Raw genomic sequence first — 18,363 nt, forward strand, 5'->3', positions numbered from 1 at the left:
CTAGGCGCCGGCAGCTAACAGCAAAGTACAGGTGGCATTGATGTTTAAGAACAAGGCATTGCTCCGCAAGCGGATGGTTACCGATGCAGATGGTAATAGGTGCTGTTCGGATTATTGTGTCTCCCTATTTAACCTTAGCAATACGTAACTGAACCAAGTACATAATATTTGACGTCGAGGGGCACGCGGTCGTGTGCTGGCAGCCCGGCCTCGACCCGCGGGCCGTCGCGGGGCTGGCGTCCCGGCGCACCTATCCGCTGCGGTCCTCGTTCCGGCCGACCTACAACATGGCGGTCAACATGGTTGGGACGGTCGGGCGCGAGCGCGCCCGCGTCCTGCTCGAGCAGTCGTTCGCCCAGTACCAGTCGGACCGGTCGGTCGTCGGGCTGGCCCGCTCGATCGCGGCCAGCCGGGCCAGGGCGGAGCAGGAGTGGGCGGGGGCGTCCTGCGACCGCGGGGACGCGGAGGAGTACTTCCGGCTGCGGGGCCGGATTTCCCAGCTCGAGGCGGACGCGGCCCGCGAGCGCAGGGCCGACCGCAGGGCGGAGGCGATCGACGCGCTGCAGGGCCTGCGCGCCGGGGACATCGTCGACATCCCCGGCAAACGGCACCGGGCCTGGGCGGTCGTCGTGGATCCCGGGGTGGGCGGCGGCGGGGGACCGACCCCGACCGTCCTGACCGCCGACCGGCAGGTCAAACGGCTCTCGCCCGCGGACTTCCCGGCGCCGCCCACGGTGGCGGGCCGGGTGAAGATCCCCAAGCACTTCGACCTGCGCTCCGCCGCGTCCCGGCGCAACCTCGCGGCCGCGCTGGCGTCGCGGCTGCAGCACGGCCCGCTGGAGGTCGCCGATGCGCCGGACGTCGCGGATGCCGAGGCGATGGCGACGATCGCGCAGCTGCGGGCGCAGGTGCGCGCGCACCCGGTCCACGGGTGCCCCGACCGGGAGGCCCACGCCCGGTACGCGGAGGCCGCGCTGCGCCTGGAGCGCGACACCGAGACCGCCCAGCACCAGGCCGATCGCCGCACCAACACGATCGCGGTCCGCTTCGACCGGATCTGCTCGGTGCTGGAGTCTCTCGGCTACCTCAGCCCGGACGGCGGCGCGCGGGTGACCGAGCATGGCCGCATGCTCGCCCGGATCTACTCCGAGCTCGACCTGGTCACCGCCGAGGCGGTCAGGGACGGCGTCTTCGCCGACCTGACCGCGCCGCAGCTGGCCGCGGTGCTGTCCAGCCTCGTCTACGAGGCGCGGGGGGACCGCCGCAATCCGGCGCGGATGCCCGACCGGCGCAGCGAGGACGCCCAGATCCGGCTGCGCGGCATCTGGCGCCAGGTGTCGCTGTCCGAGCGGGACCACCGCCTTCCCAGCCACGGCGAACCCGACATCGGCTTCGCCGAGGCGATCCACGCGTGGGCGTCCGGCGCCGAGCTGTTCGACGTCCTGATGCTGTCGGGCCTCACCGCGGGCGACTTCGTCCGCTGGGCCCGCCAGGTCGTGGACGCGGCCGGCCAGCTCGCCGACGCCGCCGGCCCCGGCCCGCTGCGCACCACGTGCCGCGAGCTGATCTTCCACGTCCGCCGCGGCGTGGTCGACGCCGCCCCCCTCGAGGACTGACCCGTGGATGGCACGATGGGGACGGTTCCTATCGTGCCGCCCTCCCCGGCTAGCCTGATCCCATGACCCTCGCCATCCGTGTGATCCCGTGCCTGGACGTCCACGACGGCCGGGTCGTGAAGGGGGTCAACTTCCTCAACCTGCGCGACGCCGGCGACCCGGTCGAGCTGGCCGCCGCCTATGGCGAGCAGGGAGCGGACGAGCTGGTCTTCCTCGACATCTCCGCGTCCTCGGAGGGCAGGGCGACCACCTATGACATGGTGCGGCGGACGGCGGAGACCGTGTTCATCCCGCTCTGCGTGGGCGGTGGTGTGCGCGCCGTGGAGGACGTCGACCGGCTGCTGCGCACGGGCGCGGACAAGGTGGGCATCAACACCGGCGCGATCGCGCGTCCCCGGGCCATCGACGAGATCGCCCGCCGCTTCGGCAACCAGGTCCTCGTCCTCTCGCTGGACGCCCGCCGCGAGGCGGGGCAGCCGTCCGGGTTCGGCGTCACCACCCACGGCGGACGCACTTCCGCCGGCCTGGACGCGATCGCGTGGGTCCGCGAGGCGACCGAGCGCGGCGCCGGCGAGGTGCTGCTGAACTCGATGGACGCCGACGGCACCACCGACGGCTACGATCTGGAGATGATCGCTGCGGTCAAGGCCGTCGTGGACGTCCCGGTGATCGCCTCCGGGGGCGCCGGCACGGTCGAGCACTTCGTGGAAGCCGCGCGGGCCGGGGCGGACGCGGTGCTGGCGGCCAGCGTCTTCCACTACGGCACGCTGTCGATCGCCGAGGTGAAGGCCGGCCTCGCCGCGGCCGGCTTCCCCGTACGCTGAGCCCATGGATTGCCTGTTCTGCCGCATCGTCGCCGGCGAGATCCCCTCGCGGCAGGTGTACGCCGACGACCACGCCGTCGCCTTCCTCGACATCAGCCCCTGGCACGTCGGGCACACGCTCGTGATCCCACGCCGCCACGTTGATGACCTGCTGGTTGACCCGGAGGCGCTGACCGAGATCGCCCCGGCGATCGCCGCGACCTCGAGACTGCTCGTCGACCGGCTCGGGGCGGACGGGCTGAACCTGCTGAGCAGCAGCGGCGAGGTCGCAGGCCAGGAGGTCTTCCACCTGCACGTCCACCTCGTCCCGCGGTACGCGCACCGTCCCGGTCTGCGCGAACTGATGGTCCGTGAGGACGGGATCGACCTCGACCGCGTGTACCGGCAGATCACGGGCTGACCGGCTGTTCCCACGGTTCTTGTCCTCCCGGCGAACGCCGGGTTTCTCGGGGACGTGGCTGTGTGCCGCTGACGCGGAGATCCCGGGTCAAGCCCGGGATGACAGGGTGCGCCGCCGATACGGAGGGTTTCCACGGTTCTTGTCATCCCGGCGAACGCCGGGTTCTCGGGGACGGGGGTCGCGCCCGGGATGACAGGGTTTCCACGGTTCTTGTCATCCCGGCGAAGGCCGGGATCTCGGGGACGTGGCTGTGCGGCACTGACGCGGAGATCCCGGGTCAGGCCCGGGATGACGGGGTGCGCGGGTGTCTGTCATCCCGGCGAAGGCCGGGATCTCGGGGACGGGGGTCGCGCCCGGGATGACAGGGTTTCCACGGTTCTTGTCATCCCGGCGAAGGCCGGGATCTCGGGGACGCGGCTGTGCGGCGCTGACACGGAGATCCCGGGTCAGGCCCGGGATGACAGGGATGAGGGTTGCGCGATCAGCCGAAGCTGACGATGCAGGCCTTGCCGGTGGGGCAGGTGATGCGACCGAGGGTGAAGTCGGCGTAGGTGCCGGTCGAGGTGGTCTTCACGGCGGTCTTCTGCGCGCCGAGCGTGGCCGCGTCCGCCTTGCTCAGGGCGTTGTACGCCTTCAGCACCGCGCCGCTCAGGGTCGTGGTGGCCGTGGCGGTCGCGGTCGCTGTCGCCGTGGCGGTGGCGGAGGCCGTCGTGGTCGGGCTCGCCGTGGTGGTGGCCGTCGTGGTCGGGGTTGCGGTGGAGGTGCTCGGCACGTCCCCGCCGGTGATCTTGAACAGCCGCTCCTTCAGCCCGAAGGTGCTCTTGAACGACGCCCCCGTGACCGTCACCGACCCCTTCGAGCCCGTGATCTTCAGCGAGTCCACGCGACCGCCGTACGTCCCGTCGCCGTCCCGCGCGGTGACCTGCACGGACTTCAACGTCCCGATCGAGCTGTACGCATTCTGGATCTTCGAGGAACTGAGCGTCACCGACCACGACTGGTCGCGCTTCACGCCGTCGTAGGGGTCCTTCTGCGCCTTCAGGTACGGGTAGTCGCTGCCACCGGACGCCGACCAACCCCCGTTGGAGGAGGAGAACATGGTCAGGGCGAGGGCACCCTTGTACTCCACGACCTTGTTCTTGGTGGCCGCGACGGCCTTGTCGCTGGCGCTGTACTCGGTGGCGGTGCCCTTGTAGACCTGGCACGCGGAGGTGTCGCAGAGGTCGTAGATCGCGGTGCTGGCCACCGACGAGCGCAGCTTGGCCGCGTACGTCCGCGCGGCGACGGCCTGGGCCTTCAGCGCCTCGGCCGACCAGGACGCCGGCATCTCCGCCGGGACCACGGAGCGGAGGTAGGACTCCATCGACACGTTGTTCACCGTCTTCATCCCGGTGCCGGAGAACCGTGCGGCCAGCTTGCCGCGGTAGGTCTTCGTCGAGCCGTCCGGGAGCGCGAGCTTCACCGTGCCCGTGCTGGAGTTGGTGAAGTACCAGACCTTCGCCGGGTTGAGTTTGGTCGCGTAGGTGACGTACTTCCCGGCCGTGTTCCGGTAGGCGAGGACGCGCGAGGCGCCCGACCGCTTGATCCGCCACTTGGTGTACTTGGAGCCGTACGGCAGCGTCAGGCTGGCACCGGCGGAGTCCACCACGGCCAGGCCCTTCACCGGGCGCACGTGGACGCCGTTGTCGGTGTCGGCGCTGATCAGCACCCGGACCTGGTTGCCGTCGGCGAGGTCGTCCAGCGTGGTTCCCGGGTAGTAGAAGTCGATGATCTCGTCGTACGCCAGGCCCTTGCTGGCCGCACCGTAGGCGCCCCACTGGGACATGCCCTTCCCGTGCCCCCAGCCGGCGCCGGTGATCGTCACGGCTCCGCTGGCGGGGGCGACCGCCGAATCGGCGCGGGCGGGCGCGCCACTGGCGCCGAGCCCGAGCAGCACGGCGGCGGCGGCCACCGTGGCAGCGGCGGCGCGCGCGAATGTTCCTTGCTCGGCGCGGGAGAGCATCCGGGGGGTCCCTTCGGTCGTCGTAGCGATCCTCATCGTCACCCGGCATCCGCCGCCGGGGCCAGCGAAAACCTGAGAAATCCTTGGAATTGGGCCCAAGTCGCAGGGTGGGGTTGAGCCTTCCGCGTCCCCACCGGCGCGGACGCCGACGGCGACCTCGGGTGCATTCGACGCTGGAGGGACCAGAATGTGGAACGTGCTGTCCACTCCTTTGACACGAACGGCCCGCTGCGCCACCCTTGACCCGTGCGGAAGTCCCTTCTCGTAGTTTGTCAGCGTGTCGGCTGAGCCTCGGCTCATCTCCCGGCACGCTCCCTCGCCTGCAACTGCAGCGGGGGTTTTTTGTTGCTCCCGTACCGCCCACCATCAACGAAGAGAGGTAGAGATGCCCGACGAGTCACCGACAGTCCTGACCGGAGCCCAGGCCCTGGTGGAGTCACTGGAGCGGGTCGGCGTCGATGTCGTCTTCGGCATCCCCGGCGGCGCGATCCTGCCCGCCTACGACCCGCTCTACGACTCGAAGGTGCGGCACATCCTCGTCCGCCACGAGCAGGGCGCGGGCCACGCCGCCGAGGGCTACGCGATGGTCACGGGGAAGGTGGGCGTGTGCATGGCCACGTCCGGCCCCGGCGCGACGAACCTCGTCACGGCGATCGCGGACGCCTACATGGACTCGGTGCCGATCGTGGCGATCACCGGCCAGGTGGCGAGCAAGTCGATCGGCACGGACGCGTTCCAGGAGGCGGACATCCGCGGCATCACGTTCCCGATCACCAAGCACAGCTTCCTGGTCACCGACGCCGCCGACATCCCCCACGCGATTGCCGCGGCGTTCCACATCGCCGCGACCGGACGTCCTGGCCCGGTCCTGGTGGACATCGCCAAGGACGCGCTGTCCTCCTCGACCGAGTTCGTGTGGCCCGAAGAACTGGACCTGCCCGGTTACCACCCGGTGACCAGGCCGCACAGCAAGCAACTGAGGGAGGCCGCCCGGCTGATCGCCGAGGCGAAGCGTCCCGTCCTCTACGTGGGCGGCGGTGTCGTGAAGGCGCAGGCCTTCGACGCGCTGGCCGAGCTCGTGCGGATCACGAAGATCCCGGTCGTCACCACCCTGATGGCCCGCGGTGCGTTCCCGGACAGCCACGAGCTGAACCTGGGCATGCCCGGCATGCACGGCACCGTCGCCGCGGTCGGCGCGCTCCAGCGCTCCGACCTGCTGATCACTCTGGGCGCCCGCTTCGACGACCGGGTCACCGGGAAGCTCGACTCGTTCGCCCCGGACGCGAAGGTCATCCACGCCGACATCGACCCCGCGGAGATCAGCAAGAACCGGGTGGCCGACGTGCCGATCGTCGGTGACCTCGCCGAGGTGATCGCCGAGCTGAACAGCCTGCTGCGTCCGGCCGACCTGCCCGACTACGGCGACTGGACCCAGTACGTGACCGGCCTGAAGCGGAAGTACACGCTCGACCCGGAGCCGATGCAGGAGGACCTGCTCAGCCCCGAGTACGTGATCAAGCGGATCGGCGAGATCGCCGGGCCCGACGCCACCTTCGTCACCGGCGTCGGCCAGCACCAGATGTGGGCCGCGCACCTGCTGCCGCACGAGCGTCCGACCCGCTGGCTGAACTCCGGTGGCGCCGGCACGATGGGCTACTGCGTCCCCGCGGCCATGGGCGCCCAGGTCGGGCGCCCGGGCGAGGTCGTGTGGGGGATCGACGGCGACGGCTGCTTCCAGATGACCGACCAGGAACTGGTCACCTGCGCCCTGGAGGGGATCCCGATCAAGATCGCCGTGATCAACAACCGCAGCCTCGGCATGGTGCGGCAGTGGCAGACCCTGTTCTACGGGGAGCGCTACTCCAACACGAACCTGAAGACCCACCTGGTGCCGGACTTCCCGAAGCTGGCCGAGGCGATGGGCGCGGTCGGCCTGAGGGCGACCGGCGTCGAGGACGTGGACCGCGTGATCAACGAGGCGATGGCGATCAACGACCGCCCCGTCGTGGTCGAGTTCGTGGTGCACAAGGACGCGATGGTGTGGCCGATGGTCGCGGCCGGCACCAGCAACGACGACATCAAGATCGCTCGGGACCTGGCTCCCGACTGGGACGAGGAGGCCCTGTGAACACGCACACCCTGAGCGTGCTGGTCGAGAACAAGCCCGGCGTGCTCGCGCGCATCGCCGGCCTGTTCGCCCGCCGCGGCTACAACATCGAGTCCCTCGCGGTCGGGCCGACGGAGAACGACGAGTTCTCCCGGATCACCGTCCAGGTGGCCGTGGACAGCCAGCTGGTGCTCGAGCAGATCGTCAAGCAACTGAACAAGCTCGTCGAGGTGCTCAAGATCGTCGAGCTCGAGGACGCGGCCGCCGTGCGGCGCGAACTCGTCCTGATCAAGGTGAAGGCCGACCCCGCCACGCGCAGCCAGATCATCGAGATCGTCCAGCTGTTCCGGGGCAAGACCGTCGACGTCCACAACGACTCGATGACCATCGAGGCCACCGGCTCGCCTGACAAACTGGACGCCCTGCTGGAGATGCTCAAGCCGTACGGCGTCCGCGAACTCGTCCAGTCGGGCCTGGTGGCACTGGCCCGGGGCAGCCGAGCGCTGTCCGATCGTGCCAAGATCGAGAAGACCCGTCCGGCCGCATGGCTGGCCAACTAGGTAAGGAAGCACACGCAGATGGCACAGATGTTCTACGACGACGACGCCGACCTCTCGATCATCCAGGGGCGCAACGTCGCGGTGATCGGCTACGGCAGCCAGGGCCACGCGCACGCGCTGAGCCTTCGCGACTCGGGTGTCGACGTGCGGGTCGGCCTTCGCGAGGGCTCGAAGAGCTGGGCGAAGGCGGAGGCAGAGGGCCTGCGGGTCGTCACCCCCGCGCAGGCGGCCGAGGAGGCCGACCTGATCATGGTGCTGGCGCCCGACCAGGTGCAGCGGCACGTGTACGCGGAGGCGATCGAGCCGAACCTCGTCCCGGGTGACGCGCTGTTCTTCGCCCACGGGTTCAACATCCGCTTCGGCTACATCCAGCCGCCGGCCGGCGTCGACGTGTGCATGGTCGCTCCGAAGGGCCCGGGCCACCTGGTCCGCCGCGAGTACGTCGAGGGCCGGGGCGTCCCGGTGATCGTCGCGGTGGAGACGGACGCGACCGGCAACGCCTGGCCGCTGGCCCTGAGCTACGCGAAGGCGATCGGCGGCCTGCGTGCGGGCGGCATCAAGACCACCTTCACCGAGGAGACCGAGACCGACCTGTTCGGTGAGCAGTCCGTGCTGTGCGGTGGCATGTCCGCCCTCGTCACGGCCGGTTTCGAGACGCTGGTCGAGGCCGGTTACCAGCCCGAGGTCGCGTACTTCGAGTGCCTGCACGAGCTGAAGCTGATCGTCGACCTGATGTACGAGGGCGGCATCGCCAAGCAGCGCTGGTCGGTTTCCGACACCGCGGAGTTCGGCGACTACGTCTCCGGGCCGCGGATCATCGACGCCTCGGTCAAGGAGCGGATGAAGGGCGTCCTCGCCGACATCCAGTCCGGCGCGTTCGCCAAGCACTTCATCGACGACCAGGACGCCGGCGCGCCGGAGTTCAAGGAGCTGCGCGCCAAGGCGGAGCAGCACCCGATCGAGGCCACCGGACGCGAGCTCCGTGGCCTGATGGCCTGGGTGAAGAGCCACGACGACGACTACGTCGAGGGCACCGCAGCGCGCTGAGCCTCGTTCGGTTCGGACGCGACCCCGCCCGATCCTCCCCTTGCTCCCGAAAGGCGGCCTTGCTCCCCGGATTCCGGGAGCAAGGCCGCCTTTCGGGAGCACACGCGGGTGGGGAGCCCGGACGGGGCGGGTCGCTACGCTGTCGGCATGGTGCAGCCGCCTGACGAACCCCGCTGGCCGACCTATCCCGGCCCGGAGCAGGTGCCCGCGCCGACCGGCCCCGTCCCCGGTGTCCCCGCTGCCTACCCGTCGTCGTCGGCGGACGCCGTCGTCCGGCCCGGCACCTCGCCACAGGATCCGCTCCGGATCGCCGCGGGGGCCAGCGGAGTCAAGAAGGTCGGCCGGTGGCTCGTGCCGCCCTACCTCTCGGTCCACGGTGACCTCGGGAGCGTCCGGCTCGACTTCCAGCTCGCGCAGCCGACCTCGCCGGTCATCCGCGCGCACGTCTCGGGTGGCGTCGGATCGATCCTGATCGTGGTCCCGCAGGGCTGGGGCGTCCAGCTCGACCGGCTCAGCCCCGGCATCGGCTCGATGAAGTCCGAGGTCGCGGAGGAGTCGACCGGCAACAGCCCCGTCCTGGTGCTGTCCGGTTCGCTGGCCGTGGGGAGCCTGCGCGTCCGCTACCCCCGCGGCTCGGACCGGCGCGTCGCGCGTCGCTGGCTGGCGAAGGAGCAGAAGCAGCTCCGCTGAGCACTGCCCTTCGGGAGCAAACGCGACCACCGCCTTTCGGGACCGCACGCGGTGGGCAGTTCGCAGTTCGGCAGCGGGGACGGACGGAGCCGGATAGGTTCGGGGTGTGTTCACAGGTTCAGGTCGGCGCACCCGGGTGATGCTCGTCGGAGTCGTCACGATGATCGCGCTCGCCGCGACGGGGTGCGGACTGCTGGCGCCGGTCATGGACGGGCCCGACGCGTCGCCCGCGTCCGGGCCGTCGGCGAGCTCGGCGTCCGCCCCGGTCGCAACCCCGGCCGACCGGGCGTCGGCCCTGTCCACGCCGAGTGCCAGCCCGCGACGCGGACTGCCGTCCTATCCTCCGGCGACCGAACCGCCCTGTGCGATTCCCGGTGACGCGCCGACCACCGTCGCAGGAGCGGACGGGCCCAGGCTCACGCTCGCACGAGTGGCCAAGGCATGGCGTGCGACGTCCGCGGGCCAGAGCCTCGGCGTCACGACCGGACGGGTCAAGGCCGGGGCGAACGTGCCGGGACTCGTACTCCCGTCCTCGGTCCTCGACGAACCCGGGCTCCCGTGGGCGGAGCTGAACATCCCGGAGTGGAACAGCACCCGCACCTTCGTCCTGTCCGATCAGGCCACGGCGGCCGCGAAGCTGGCCGCGATCCGCCGGATGGTGGCACAGCCCTGCAGCTACCAGGCCGGCTCGACCGGTCAGCCCCTTGTACTCAGCCTCACCGTGGACGCCCCCGATCACGTCATGGCGACCGGCGTCTTCGGCGGCCTCCCGTTCGGGCAGTTGTTCATCCGCCACGGCAACACCGTGACCGAGCTCACCGGAGTGATCGACCCGGATCCCTCCGAGGCTGTCGCGATGGTTCGGGACGCACTGGCCAAGGCCTGAGCTTCAGCCACCCCGCACTTCTGGGTGAGGTTCCCGTCCGCAAACGCCGCTGGGGCGCGTCTGGCATGCTGGCCGCCATGACGATCGCCGAGCCTGCGACGACCGGGCTGACCGCAGCCGACGTGGCCGACCGGGTCGCGCGCGGGCTGGTCAACGAACTCCCACCCCGCTCGGGACGCACCACCTGGGACATCGTCAGGGCGAACGTGTTCACCCGGATCAACTTCCTGCCGATGCTGCTGTTCGTGATGGTGCTCACCACCGGCTCGATCGTGAACGCGCTGTTCGGCTTCCTGATCATCATCAACTCGGGGATCGGCATCGTCCAGGAACTCCGGGCGAAGCGGACGCTGGACAACCTCGCGGTGGTGGGGGAGGGCAAGCCGTCCGTCCGCCGTGAGGGTGTGGCCACGGAGATCCCGCGCGAGCAGATCGTCGTCGACGACATCATCGAGATCGGGCCCGGCGACCAGGTGATCGTGGACGGGGAGGTCGTCGAGGCGTCCTACCTGGAGGTGGACGAGTCCCTGCTCACCGGCGAGTCCGACCCGCTGCTCAAACAGCCGGGGGACGCCGTGATGTCGGGCAGCTTCGTCGTGGCAGGCGTGGGCGCCTACCGGGCCACCCGCGTGGGCCACGATTCCTACGCGGCCCGGCTGACCATGGAGGCGAGCAAGTTCTCGCTGGTGAAGTCCGAACTCCAGTCGGGGATCAACAAGATCCTGCGGCTGATCACCTGGATGCTGATCCCCGTAGGCCTGGCCACGGTCTGGGTGCAGTGGAACCAGCCGGGAACCTGGCAGGAGAAGATCCTGTCGATGGCCGGCGCGCTGGTCCCGATGGTCCCCGAGGGCCTCGTCCTGCTCACCTCGCTCGCCTTCGCCGTCGGCGTCGTGCGCCTCGGCAGGCAGAACGTGCTCGTCCAGGAACTGCCGGCGATCGAGGGCCTCGCCCGCGTGGACGTGGTCTGTGCGGACAAGACCGGAACGCTGACCGAGAACGGCCTTCAGTTCGGGGAGCTGGACGTGCTGGCCGGCGACGGCGACGACGAACGCGAGGTGCTGGCGCAGCTGGCTGCCGCCGACCCGCGTCCGAACGCCTCGGTCGTGGCGCTCGCCCACTCGCTGCCGCTGGCCGGTGACGCCTGGCAGGTGGACGCGATGGCGCCGTTCACGTCGGCGAAGAAGTGGTCGGGAATGTCCTTCGAGGGCCACGGCAACTGGGTGCTGGGCGCGCCGGACGTGCTGGCGCCTCCCGGCAGCGAGGTCGCGCAGCGGGCAGAGCAGGCCGGCTCGACCGGACGCCGCGTCCTGCTGCTGGGCGAGTCCGACCGTCCGGTGGATGCCCCGGATGCACCCGGCACGGTGACCCCGGCCGCGCTGGTGATCCTCGAGCAGAAGGTGCGACCGGAGGCCAGGGACACGCTCGCCTACTTCGCCGACCAGGACGTCGCAGTGAAGGTGATCTCCGGCGACAACGCGGTCTCGGTGGGGGCCGTCACGGGCTCGCTCGGCGTGGACGCGGGGGAGGTCGTCGATGCCCGCACCCTTCCCGAGGCGCCTGAATTGTTTGCCGACAAGGTGGAACAGGCGGGGGTGTTCGGCAGGGTCACCCCCCAGCAGAAGCGTGAGATGGTGGCCGCGCTGCAGTCGCGCGGCCACAACGTCGCCATGACCGGTGACGGCGTCAACGACGTCCTCGCGATCAAGGACTCCGACCTCGGCGTCGCCATGGGCTCGGGAGCGCCGGCCACCCGGTCGGTCGCCCAGCTCGTGCTCCTGGACGACAGCTTCGCCACCCTCCCGCACGTGGTGGCCGAGGGACGCCGCGTGATCGGCAACATCGAGCGGGTCGCGAACTTCTTCCTCTCCAAGACGATCTACTCCATCGTGCTGGCCCTGCTGGTCGCGATCTGGCGGCTGCCGTTCCCGTTCGTCCCGATCCACATCTCGTTCGTGGGCTGGTTCACGATCGGCATCCCCGCCTCGATCCTCGCGCTGGCACCGAACGCCGAGCGCGCGCGGCCCGGCTTCCTGAAGCGGGTGCTGAGCTTCTCGATCCCCTCGGGCATCGTGGTGGGGCTCGCGACGTTCGCCACCTACCTGCTCGTGCTGCCGCACCCGGGCTCCGGGGGCAACCCCGTCCAGGCCAGCACCGCCGCGCTGCTGACCTTGATGATCGGCGGGACGTGGGTGATGGCGGCGACGGCGCGTCCCTACGAGTGGTGGAAGCTGCTCCTGATCGGCGTCTGTGGGCTGGCGGCTTTCGCCTCGATCTTCTGGCTGCCCGGCTGGGTGGGCGCGTGGGCGCAGGCCGTCCCTGCCATCGCCCGGTTCGACCCGCAGCTCGACCCGTCGAACGTGGCGCTCATGGGGACGGGGGCTGCGGTCGGGCTGCTGGCGGCCGCGCTCGTCGAAGTGGTCTGGTGGGTGTCCGGGCGCCTCACCGGCGAGCACCGGCACGTCTTCGGTACCCTCGCCGGACGCTGAGCCCACGTAGGGCGCCGCTCAGGTGTAGTGCTGCGTCCACTGGCGGCCGTCCCAGTACCGCTGGCCGGGGCCGCCCGGGTTCGGGTACCAGCCGGCCGGGGGAGGGACGGGAGGGAGCGCGGCGACCGGCGCGTAGCCGGAGAGGGCCAGACCCGCCACCGGCCGGTGGGCGGTGCACGACATCACCAGCGCGACGATCCAGCCGACCACCGTCCACCCCAGCAGCAGGTCGACGGCGAACACCGACCACTGGTTCGCCTTCCCGCGGCTGGTGGCGATCGCCCACGGGAGCATGTAGAAGCCGGTGAGGAGCACCACCACCCACGACACCACGACGAGCGTGGTGCTGACCGGCCGCTGGTCGGTCAGGGGCACGTACGACACCGGTGCCGGCAGGTTGTCCTGCGGCGGCCGGTAGGGCTCGAACTGGTAGGGGCCGCTCATCTGTCTCCGTCCTTCGCCAGCAGGCTAGCGCCGAGGTCGGACACGCGTGCCCGATCCGTCAGCGCACGCGGGCCGCGATGTCGTCGCCGACGACAGAGGTGGGCCGCTTCGCAGAACCCCGCTCGGCGATGTCGGCATCGACGGCGTCCTCGATCCGCTTCGCTTCTTCGGAGCGCCCGAGGTGGTCGAGCAACAGCGCCATCGACAGGATCGTGGCCGTCGGGTCGGCGATGCCCTGGCCGGCGATGTCGGGGGCGGAGCCGTGCACGGGCTCGAACATCGACGGGAACTCGCCGGTCGGGTTGATGTTCGCCGACGCGGCCAGCCCGATCCCTCCGGTGACCGCCGCGGCGAGGTCGGTGAGGATGTCGCCGAACAGGTTGTCGGTGACGAGCACGTCGAAGCGCTGCGGGTCCTGGACGAACGCGATCGTCGCCGCGTCCACGTGCAGGTAGTCGGTGGCGACATCGGGGTGCTCGGCGGCGACGGCCTGGAACAGCCGGTTCCACAGCCCGCCGGCGTTCACCAGCACGTTGTGCTTGTGCACCATGGTCAGCTTCTTGCGCCGCTTCTCCGCGCGCTCGAACGCGTCCCTGATCACCCGCTCGACGCCGTGGGCGGTGTTGATGCTCACCTCGGTGGCCACCTCGTACGGCGTCCCGGCGCGGAAGGCGCCGCCATTGCCGCAGTAGAGGCCCTCGGTGCCCTCACGGACGACCACGAAGTCGATCGGGCCGCGGGCGGTCACCTCGTCCGACAGCGGGGTGGGAACGCCCGGGTACAGCCGGGACGGCCGCAGGTTCACGTAGTGGTCGAACGCGAAGCGGAGCTTCAGCAGGAGCCCGCGCTCCAGCAGGCCGGACGGGATCGCCTTCGAGCCCGGGGCGGCGCCGACCGCGCCGAGGATGATCGCGCTGCTCGCCTTCAGCTGCTCGAGGTCGGCGTCCGGGAGGACCTCGCCGGTGCGCTGCCAGCGCTCGGCGCCGAGGTCGTGGTGGACGAACGCGAAGGCGTCATCGCCGACGACCGCGGTCAGGACCTTCAGACCCTCCGCGACCACCTCCGGTCCGATGCCGTCACCGGCGATGACGGAGATGACAGGGGTGCCCGTTGCTGTGTTGCTCACCCGCGCGAGGGTACTGGGGCGTCCGGTCCCCGGACAATTCCGTCTCACGCCAGCTCACAGGACCGGCGGCGACCCTGTGCCGGGCGCGGCGTGCGGACGGCGATAGCATGCCCTCATGTCGCTGACGTTCCCGCTACACCGCAACCCCGACCCGGCCACCGACGACGACGTCGCCCGGGTTCTCGCCGACCCCGGTTTCGGCGACCACTTCACCGACCACATGGCCGTCGCCACATGGACGAAGGACGGTGGCTGGCACGCGGACGAGGTCAAGCCCTACGGGCCTTTCCAGGTCGACCCGGCGAGCGCGGTGCTGCACTACGCGCAGGAGGTCTTCGAGGGACTCAAGGCCTACCGCCACGACGACGGCTCGGTGCACCTGTTCCGTCCGGAGGCCAACGCCCGCCGGTTCCAGGCGTCGGCCGCGCGGCTGATGCTGCCGCAGCTGCCGGTGGAGGCGTTCGTGGCCTCGGTGACCGAACTGGTCCGTGCGGAGGAGCGCTGGGTGCCCGGCGCGGCGGGTGAGCACAGCCTGTACCTGCGTCCGTTCATGTTCGCCTCCGAGGTGTTCCTCGGCGTCCGCGCCGCCCAGACGGTCACCTACAGCGTGATCGCGTCCCCGTCCGGCCCGTACTTCGCCGGTGGGGTGAAGCCGGTCGACATCTGGGTCACCGACACCTGGGCACGCGCCGGGGTCGGCGGCACCGGAGCGGCCAAGTGCGGGGGCAACTACGCCGCGTCCCTGATCGCGCAGTACGAGGGCTACGACCACGGCTGCTCGCAGGTGTTGTTCATCGAGGCGGCGGAGAAGGACCGGGTCGAGGAGCTCGGCGGCATGAACGTGTTCCTGGTCACCGACGACGGCCGGTTGGTCACGCCCGCGCTGACCGGGACGATCCTGGACGGGATCACCCGGAACTCGATCCTGGCCGTGGCCGCCGACCTGGGCCTGAAGCCGGAGGAGCGCCGGGTCACCCCCGACGAGCTGTTCGAGGGCATCGCCGACGGATCCACGGTGGAGGCGTTCTCGTGCGGGACGGCCGCGGTCGTGACCCCGATCGGGGCGTTCAAGTCGGTCGACGGCGAGTGGCGGCTGCCCGGCGGTTCCGAGCGGACGCTCGCGATCCGCAACGCGATCCTCGACATCCAGTACGGACGCACCGAGGACCGCTACGGCTGGCTCCGCCAGGTCGTCTGAGCACGGGCGTGACCCGGGTCTCCGTGTGGGCGCCGGTGTTGCAATGGTGAGATCCCGGCTTTCGCCGGGATGACAGTGGGGTGGTGTCATCCCCCGGTGACAGGTGGGGCTGGGTGTCCCCCCACGTCATCCCGGGCTTGACCCGGGATCTCCGGTTTGTGGCCGCGGGTTGCGCAAATCAGGTTGGCGGGGCGCGTCCGCTCAGGCCAGGGCTGCGAGCGCGGCGTCGTAGTCGGGTTCGCTGCTGATCACCGGCACCTGCTGGGTGTAGAGGATCGTGCCGTCGGTGTCGGCGACGACGACCGCGCGGGAGAGCAGGCCGCGGCTGCGTCCATCGACCAGCGTGACGCCGTAGTCGTCCCCGAAGGACGAGCGGAACCCGGACGCGGTGACCACGTTCTCGATGCCCTCCGCGCCGCAGAACCGGGCCTGGGCGGCGGGCAGGTCGTTCGAGACGCACAGGACGAGGGTGTTGTCGAGGCCCGCGGCGAGTTCGTTGAACTTCCGGACGCTCATCGCGCACGTCGCGGTGTCGATGCTCGGGAAGATGTTCAGCACGAGCCGGCGTCCCGCGGCGACGGCGGGAGTGACGGTGTCCTCCATGTCGGAGCCGGTCAGGGTGAAGTCCGGCAGTGCGGTGCCCACCGCGGGCAGGTCGCCGACACTGTGCACGGTCGTGCCGCGCTGTTCCAGGGTTGCCATGCAGCGATCCTAGGCGTGGTCACGATCTGGTTGCTTGCGGGGGAGCTCCCGGGTCGCGCCGCGTCCACGCTGTGGTGGACGGTTGTGTGGCGTAGTCGCGCGTTTCCGTCCACCTTGTCGTGTCGCGGGTGACGGCGCCGGTCAAGGTGGACCGTTCTGCGGTGTAGTCGCGCGTTTCCGTCCACTTTGTCGTGGACGGTGGCGGCTCCTCGCGTGGACGCGTCCACGGTGCCGGGCCCGGCCGAGGCGACCATGGGACGGATCGTCTCACGCGCTGAAACCCTTCCGTAACACGGCCCGGGAAGGGTTTACTCGCCCGGTGACCCAGATCCCCGCCGCTCCGGACAGCTTCCACGTCTACGACACGACCCTGCGCGACGGTGCGCAGCAGGAGGGCCTCCAGCTCAGCGTCAGCGACAAACTGAAGATCGCCCGCTCCCTCGACGAGCTCGGCGTCGGGTTCATCGAGGGTGGCTGGCCGGGCGCCAACCCCAACGACACCGCGTTCTTCGCCGCGGCCGCCGCCGGCCAGCTCACCCTCCGCAACGCCAAGCTGGTCGCGTTCGGGGCCACCCGAAAGGTCGGCGTCCGCGCGGCGGACGACCCGCAGGTGCAGGCGCTGATCGACGCGGCCACCGAGGTGGTCTGCATCGTGGCGAAGAGCCACGACGAGCACGTCTACCGGGCGCTCCACACCACGCTGGAGGAGAACCTGGCGATGGTGCAGGACACCGTCAGCCACCTCGTGGCGAACGGGCGGCGCGTGTTCGTCGACTGTGAACACTTCTTCGACGGCTACCGCGCGAACCCCGACTACGCGCTCGAGGTGGTCCGGACGGCCGCAGAGGCCGGCGCCGAGGTCGTCGTGCTGTGCGACACCAACGGCGGCATGCTGCCGTCCTGGATGGGCGACATCGTCTCGGCCGCAGCCCAGGTCGGCGTCGATCTCGGCATCCACTGCCACAACGACACCGGCTGCGCGGTCGCGAACACCCTCGCCGCCGTCGAGGCGGGCGTCGTGCACGTCCAGGGAACCATGAACGGGCACGGCGAGCGCACCGGCAACGCCAACCTGATCACCGTGGTCGCCAATCTCCAGCTGAAGTACGGGTGGCCGCTGCTGCCGCCGTCGGCGCTGGCCGAGGCGACTCGGATCAGCCACGCGATCGCCGGCGTCACGAACGTGCCGATGAACAACCGCCAGCCGTACGTCGGCGCGTCCGCGTTCGCCCACAAGGCCGGCCTGCATGCGTCAGCGATCAAGGTGGACGCGAACCTCTACCAGCACATCGACCCGACCCTGGTCGGCAACGACATGCGCATGCTGGTCTCCGACATGGCCGGACGAGCCAACATCCAGCTGAAGGGCTCAGAGCTCGGCTACGACCTGTCCAACCGCGAGCTGGCGGCGCGGATCACCGACCGGGTCAAGGCGCGCGAGATGGACGGCTACTCCTACGAGTCCGCGGACGCGTCCTTCGAGCTGCTGCTGCGCGAGGAACTCGGGCTCCTGCATGACTTCTTCGACGTGCTCAGCTGGCGGGTCATCACCGGCCACGAGGTGAAGCCCGAGGGAGATTCGGAAGCGGTGGTGAAGGTGCGCGCCAACGGGGTGACCTACAGCCTCGCCGGCGACGGCCACGGCCCGCTGAACGCCCTGGACGTGGCGCTGCGCGCCGCGCTCACGCAGGCGTACCCGCTGGTCGACTACTTCGAGCTCACCGACTTCAAGGTGCGGATCCTCGACCAGGGCCACGGCACGGACGCGATCGTGCGCACCCTGATCGACATGACCGACGGCGAGCGCACCTGGACCACCGTCGGCGTCGGCACCAACGTGGTCGAGGCGTCCTGGGAGGCCCTGCACGACGGCTACCTGTGGGGCCTCACCCACTCGCAGGTGGGTTCGACACCGCCGGTCGTCCCCGCCACGCCGGAGGCCGTCGCCGAGCCGGTGGGTGTGTCGCTGGCCTGAGGGCGATCCCGTCGCCCGGTCCCTGCGGCACGATGGGACGGTTCTTCCGTGCCCGGCACGAGGGGACGGTTCCGTCGTGCCGTGGTCTGGTCAGCGGGTCCGCGCGACGCGTCCCTCGTCCCAGACGGGCTCGGGGGCCTCGTAGACCGAGCCGTCGGCGCCGAACACCACGAACCGGTCGAAGCCGCGGGCGAACCAGCGGTCGTGGGTGACCGCGACGACGGTGCCGTCGAACGCCGCCAGGCCGTCCTCGAGCGCCTCCGCGGACTCGACGTCCAGGTTGTCCGTCGGCTCGTC

Annotated in this window: 15 protein-coding genes and 1 pseudogene; 11 read left to right on the plus strand and 5 right to left on the minus strand. The window is 70.4% G+C overall.

All coding sequences use genetic code 11. From position 1 onward, the window contains the following. The first annotated feature begins 191 nt into the window (after window positions 1-191). From QM779_RS00005 to QM779_RS00015, 3 genes are all read left to right on the plus strand, one after another. Complete coding sequence (locus QM779_RS00005) at window positions 192-1,616, plus strand: hypothetical protein (RefSeq protein ID WP_428529975.1); 1,425 nt, start codon at window positions 192-194, stop codon at window positions 1,614-1,616. A 62-nt stretch (window positions 1,617-1,678) separates the two neighbouring features. Beyond that, a complete protein-coding gene (hisF, locus tag QM779_RS00010) occupies window positions 1,679-2,440 on the plus strand; it encodes an imidazole glycerol phosphate synthase subunit HisF (RefSeq protein WP_428529977.1) in 762 nt (253 codons plus the stop codon). A 4-nt stretch (window positions 2,441-2,444) separates the two neighbouring features. Continuing rightward, complete coding sequence (locus tag QM779_RS00015) at window positions 2,445-2,840, plus strand: HIT family protein (protein WP_428529979.1); 396 nt, start codon at window positions 2,445-2,447, stop codon at window positions 2,838-2,840. A 481-nt stretch (window positions 2,841-3,321) separates the two neighbouring features. Here QM779_RS00015 and QM779_RS00020 read toward each other — a convergent pair whose 3' ends face one another. Continuing rightward, entirely contained in the window at window positions 3,322-4,842 is a 1,521-nt protein-coding gene (locus QM779_RS00020) for a SpoIID/LytB domain-containing protein (protein ID WP_428529981.1), read from the minus strand. A 385-nt stretch (window positions 4,843-5,227) separates the two neighbouring features. Here QM779_RS00020 and QM779_RS00025 point away from each other — a divergent pair, with 385 nt between their 5' ends. From QM779_RS00025 to QM779_RS00050, 6 genes are all read left to right on the plus strand, one after another. Then, window positions 5,228-6,970 carry an acetolactate synthase large subunit gene (locus QM779_RS00025; protein WP_428529983.1) on the plus strand — a complete coding sequence of 581 codons (1,743 nt, stop codon included), beginning with the start codon at window positions 5,228-5,230 and terminating at the stop codon, window positions 6,968-6,970. Further along, window positions 6,967-7,509: an acetolactate synthase small subunit gene (gene ilvN, locus QM779_RS00030; protein WP_415152312.1), complete on the plus strand. Its 543-nt coding sequence runs from the start codon at window positions 6,967-6,969 to the stop codon at window positions 7,507-7,509. The genes QM779_RS00025 and ilvN overlap by 4 nt, the downstream gene beginning before the upstream one ends. A gap of 18 nt (window positions 7,510-7,527) precedes the next feature. Beyond that, window positions 7,528-8,556 carry a ketol-acid reductoisomerase gene (ilvC, locus tag QM779_RS00035; protein ID WP_428529986.1) on the plus strand — a complete coding sequence of 343 codons (1,029 nt, stop codon included), beginning with the start codon at window positions 7,528-7,530 and terminating at the stop codon, window positions 8,554-8,556. 147 nt (window positions 8,557-8,703) lie between these two features. Next, window positions 8,704-9,246, plus strand: coding sequence for a hypothetical protein (locus QM779_RS00040; RefSeq protein ID WP_428529988.1), 543 nt, complete (start codon window positions 8,704-8,706; stop codon window positions 9,244-9,246). Window positions 9,247-9,352: 106 nt separating this feature from the next. Continuing rightward, window positions 9,353-10,132 carry a hypothetical protein gene (locus QM779_RS00045; RefSeq protein ID WP_428529990.1) on the plus strand — a complete coding sequence of 260 codons (780 nt, stop codon included), beginning with the start codon at window positions 9,353-9,355 and terminating at the stop codon, window positions 10,130-10,132. A 77-nt stretch (window positions 10,133-10,209) separates the two neighbouring features. After that, window positions 10,210-12,621, plus strand: coding sequence for an HAD-IC family P-type ATPase (locus QM779_RS00050; RefSeq protein WP_428529992.1), 2,412 nt, complete (start codon window positions 10,210-10,212; stop codon window positions 12,619-12,621). Between the two features lie 18 nt (window positions 12,622-12,639). Here QM779_RS00050 and QM779_RS00055 read toward each other — a convergent pair whose 3' ends face one another. Beyond that, entirely contained in the window at window positions 12,640-13,065 is a 426-nt protein-coding gene (locus QM779_RS00055) for a superinfection immunity protein (RefSeq protein ID WP_428529994.1), read from the minus strand. Between the two features lie 58 nt (window positions 13,066-13,123). Next, window positions 13,124-14,191 carry a 3-isopropylmalate dehydrogenase gene (locus QM779_RS00060; RefSeq protein WP_428529996.1) on the minus strand — a complete coding sequence of 356 codons (1,068 nt, stop codon included), beginning with the start codon at window positions 14,189-14,191 and terminating at the stop codon, window positions 13,124-13,126. 115 nt (window positions 14,192-14,306) lie between these two features. Here QM779_RS00060 and QM779_RS00065 point away from each other — a divergent pair, with 115 nt between their 5' ends. Then, window positions 14,307-15,389 (plus strand): branched-chain amino acid aminotransferase, encoded by a 1,083-nt coding sequence (locus QM779_RS00065; RefSeq protein WP_428529998.1) that lies wholly within the window; start codon window positions 14,307-14,309, stop codon window positions 15,387-15,389. 201 nt (window positions 15,390-15,590) lie between these two features. Here the strand turns inward: QM779_RS00065 and tpx are convergent, their stop codons facing one another. Beyond that, window positions 15,591-16,091: a thiol peroxidase gene (gene tpx / locus QM779_RS00070; protein ID WP_428530000.1), complete on the minus strand. Its 501-nt coding sequence runs from the start codon at window positions 16,089-16,091 to the stop codon at window positions 15,591-15,593. Between the two features lie 319 nt (window positions 16,092-16,410). On the opposite strand from tpx, the gene cimA reads away from it, so the two are divergent. Further along, the gene (cimA, locus tag QM779_RS00075; RefSeq protein ID WP_428530002.1) at window positions 16,411-18,066 is read left to right on the plus strand and encodes a citramalate synthase; all 1,656 of its coding nucleotides are present in this window, start codon (window positions 16,411-16,413) and stop codon (window positions 18,064-18,066) included. A gap of 90 nt (window positions 18,067-18,156) precedes the next feature. Here the strand turns inward: cimA and QM779_RS00080 are convergent. After that, window positions 18,157-18,363 (minus strand): annotated as a pseudogene (locus QM779_RS00080) (ABC transporter ATP-binding protein); the annotation flags it as partial.

Origin of the sequence: Propionicimonas sp. (assembly GCF_049840635.1) — a bacterium.
Taxonomy (GTDB): domain Bacteria; phylum Actinomycetota; class Actinomycetes; order Propionibacteriales; family Propionibacteriaceae; genus Propionicimonas.

Coding starts and splice junctions, on each gene's coding strand:
- hisF (WP_428529977.1), top strand. CDS start 1,679: ATGACCCTCGCCATCCGTGTGATCCCGTGCCTGGACGTCCACGACGGC.
- QM779_RS00015 (WP_428529979.1), top strand. CDS start 2,445: ATGGATTGCCTGTTCTGCCGCATCGTCGCCGGCGAGATCCCCTCGCGG.
- QM779_RS00020 (WP_428529981.1), bottom strand. CDS start 4,842: ATGCTCTCCCGCGCCGAGCAAGGAACATTCGCGCGCGCCGCCGCTGCC.
- QM779_RS00025 (WP_428529983.1), top strand. CDS start 5,228: ATGCCCGACGAGTCACCGACAGTCCTGACCGGAGCCCAGGCCCTGGTG.
- ilvC (WP_428529986.1), top strand. CDS start 7,528: ATGGCACAGATGTTCTACGACGACGACGCCGACCTCTCGATCATCCAG.
- QM779_RS00040 (WP_428529988.1), top strand. CDS start 8,704: ATGGTGCAGCCGCCTGACGAACCCCGCTGGCCGACCTATCCCGGCCCG.
- QM779_RS00050 (WP_428529992.1), top strand. CDS start 10,210: ATGACGATCGCCGAGCCTGCGACGACCGGGCTGACCGCAGCCGACGTG.
- QM779_RS00055 (WP_428529994.1), bottom strand. CDS start 13,065: ATGAGCGGCCCCTACCAGTTCGAGCCCTACCGGCCGCCGCAGGACAAC.
- QM779_RS00065 (WP_428529998.1), top strand. CDS start 14,307: ATGTCGCTGACGTTCCCGCTACACCGCAACCCCGACCCGGCCACCGAC.
- tpx (WP_428530000.1), bottom strand. CDS start 16,091: ATGGCAACCCTGGAACAGCGCGGCACGACCGTGCACAGTGTCGGCGAC.